General features: G+C 45.8%; 3 protein-coding genes. All 3 read left to right on the forward strand.

The genetic code is table 11. The annotated features are described in order from the left end of the window. Positions 1-159: 159 nt before the first annotated feature. Genes NBRC111893_RS10485 through NBRC111893_RS10795 form a run of 3 tightly spaced genes read left to right on the forward strand, consistent with a single transcriptional unit; the run spans position 160 to position 1,800 of the window. Positions 160-513 (forward strand): plasmid mobilization protein, encoded by a 354-nt coding sequence (locus NBRC111893_RS10485; RefSeq protein WP_125009048.1) that lies wholly within the window; start codon positions 160-162, stop codon positions 511-513. Beyond that, positions 495-1,664: a relaxase/mobilization nuclease domain-containing protein gene (locus tag NBRC111893_RS10490; RefSeq protein ID WP_125009049.1), complete on the forward strand. Its 1,170-nt coding sequence runs from the start codon at positions 495-497 to the stop codon at positions 1,662-1,664. The genes NBRC111893_RS10485 and NBRC111893_RS10490 overlap by 19 nt, the downstream gene beginning before the upstream one ends. Further along, on the forward strand, positions 1,624-1,800 hold the full coding sequence (locus tag NBRC111893_RS10795; RefSeq protein ID WP_160114498.1) for a hypothetical protein: 177 nt from the start codon (positions 1,624-1,626) through the stop codon (positions 1,798-1,800). The genes NBRC111893_RS10490 and NBRC111893_RS10795 overlap by 41 nt, the downstream gene beginning before the upstream one ends. Positions 1,801-2,021 lie beyond the last annotated feature (221 nt).

Raw genomic sequence — 2,021 nt, forward strand, 5'->3', positions numbered from 1 at the left:
AAGCACCGCAGCTGCCACAAACGTAGTCTTGTGGCTAGCATGCGGGTTGCTTGCCAAGCCTCTGTTATTCGATTATCATTAGGAGGTCATCAGCCGTAGGCTGATCCGACTTTTGATATCTCGAATAACTTTGCCCGCAGGGCAACGGAGGTGGGACTTGTGAACGAACCACAAAATCTGGCTAGCACAAAAAAGACGACTCAGGTTCATCGTCAGGCTAGCAAACAAATTAATTTTCGGGTGAGTGAACCGGACTATTTAAAGCTGGCGCGTTCCGCGCAAACTTTAAATCTGTCCGTGCCGGCTTTTGTCAAAAAGAAGGCCCAGGGGGCGCGCTTAGTTGCCCCTAAGATTACTGCCCAAGATGCCCAGAACATCACTCATCAGTTAGCTAAAATTGGCGGTAATCTTAATCAATTGGCCCATCATGCTAATCAAGGTGGTCAAATCGATCCCCAAGCATTAAAGGATTTACAAAACGAGGTGCAACGCGTATGGCAACAACTCACATAAAGCGTTCCACCAGTGCATCTAGGTTAGTCAATTACGCTGAAAAGCGAGCCATCAAAAAAGATGGCCTCAATTTAGATATTCAGTACGCTAAAAGCGAATTTAAACAAGTGCGGGCCGTCTATGGCAATCCTGGTAAAACCCAAGCGTATGCCAGCCGGATTGCCTTTAGCCCGTTGGAATTTAATCCCCAAGATCCTCATGATCAGACAACGGTTTTAGCCGTTGCCAAAGAAGTTTATGCCAAAGCCTATCCCAATCAACAGGTGGCCCTTTATGAACATGCCGATACCGATTCGTTACACGTCCATGCCGTCATTGGCGCGATTAACCTCGAAACCGGGCAAAAAATGCACGGTAATTGGCACCAATATCGCGATCACTTAGTCCACATCACGGATCAAGTGTGCCAGGAACATGGCTTAATGGTCACTCGGCCCGATCCTAACCGTCACGAGAAACGCTCAATGGCCGAAATTAAGCTCCGGGCTAAACAGCAGCCCACTTGGAAAGATCAAATCCGCCAAGCCGTCGATCACACCATGCAGAACCCCCTGATTCGCGATTTTCAGGCCTTTCAGGACGACTTGAAACAACAGGCAGTTAAAGTATGGGAACGGGGCAAAAATCTCACCTATCAGCTATTAGGGACCAATTACAAGTCTCGGGGAACCAAACTCGGGCTTGATTATGAAAAGGAGACGATTTTTAATGAGTTGGCAAGCCGACAAAACCAAACAAGAACCAACCAGCAACCAGAACGAGCCATTAAAGCAACAGTTGACTCAGCTCGAACGAACTTTAATCGAACTGCGGAATTATCAAGGCACACAAATTCAGTTTCAGGCAACAGCCAAAACGTCTCTCGATCAACAACTGCGACAAATCGAACAATCCGCTCAACAGGTCAATCAACAATTTCAGACGACCTTAAACAACTTAGACAGCAGCAACGCCAGCTCGCAAGCCCAATTAAAACAGACCTTACAAAGCGCCTACGCAACGTTTCAAAAGCAGACCAACCTGATCAGTCAGCAAAATCTGACCGCCCTCAAACAGATCCAAGCCGAACAGGTCAAAAGCACCCAGACCGTCAATCAGCTCAGCAGCCAAGTGAGCCAAACCATTCAAGCAACGATGGCCCAAATCGCTAAGCAAGTGGAGCAGCAGTTACAAACCACGAAAAGGCGGTTCTCATGGTATGAAATTAAGAATTATTTGTTAGCTGTGATTCCAACTGGGATTCTGACTGGTCTTATTTTCTGGTTATTAACCAGGTATTTCGGGTAATTCGGGTCAATCTATTAGAGTTAAACCAGCTTCAGGCTCTATTGGCATAAAATTAGGATCTTAACCCCGACTAACTCGTTCTTGGCTTATTATTGGCTAAATTTACGGTTTTTCAGCGGGTTTAAACCAATTTAAGTATCTTTATATGTTAACTGGCTAAAATGGCGAAGAAACCATTTTAGGGCTAAATCTCAGCATTACAAAAGACCAGGCCGATAATC

This window comes from Lentilactobacillus kosonis (genome assembly GCF_003864335.1).
GTDB lineage: Bacteria > Bacillota > Bacilli > Lactobacillales > Lactobacillaceae > Lentilactobacillus > Lentilactobacillus kosonis.

Coding starts and splice junctions, on each gene's coding strand:
- NBRC111893_RS10490 (WP_125009049.1), top strand. CDS start 495: ATGGCAACAACTCACATAAAGCGTTCCACCAGTGCATCTAGGTTAGTC.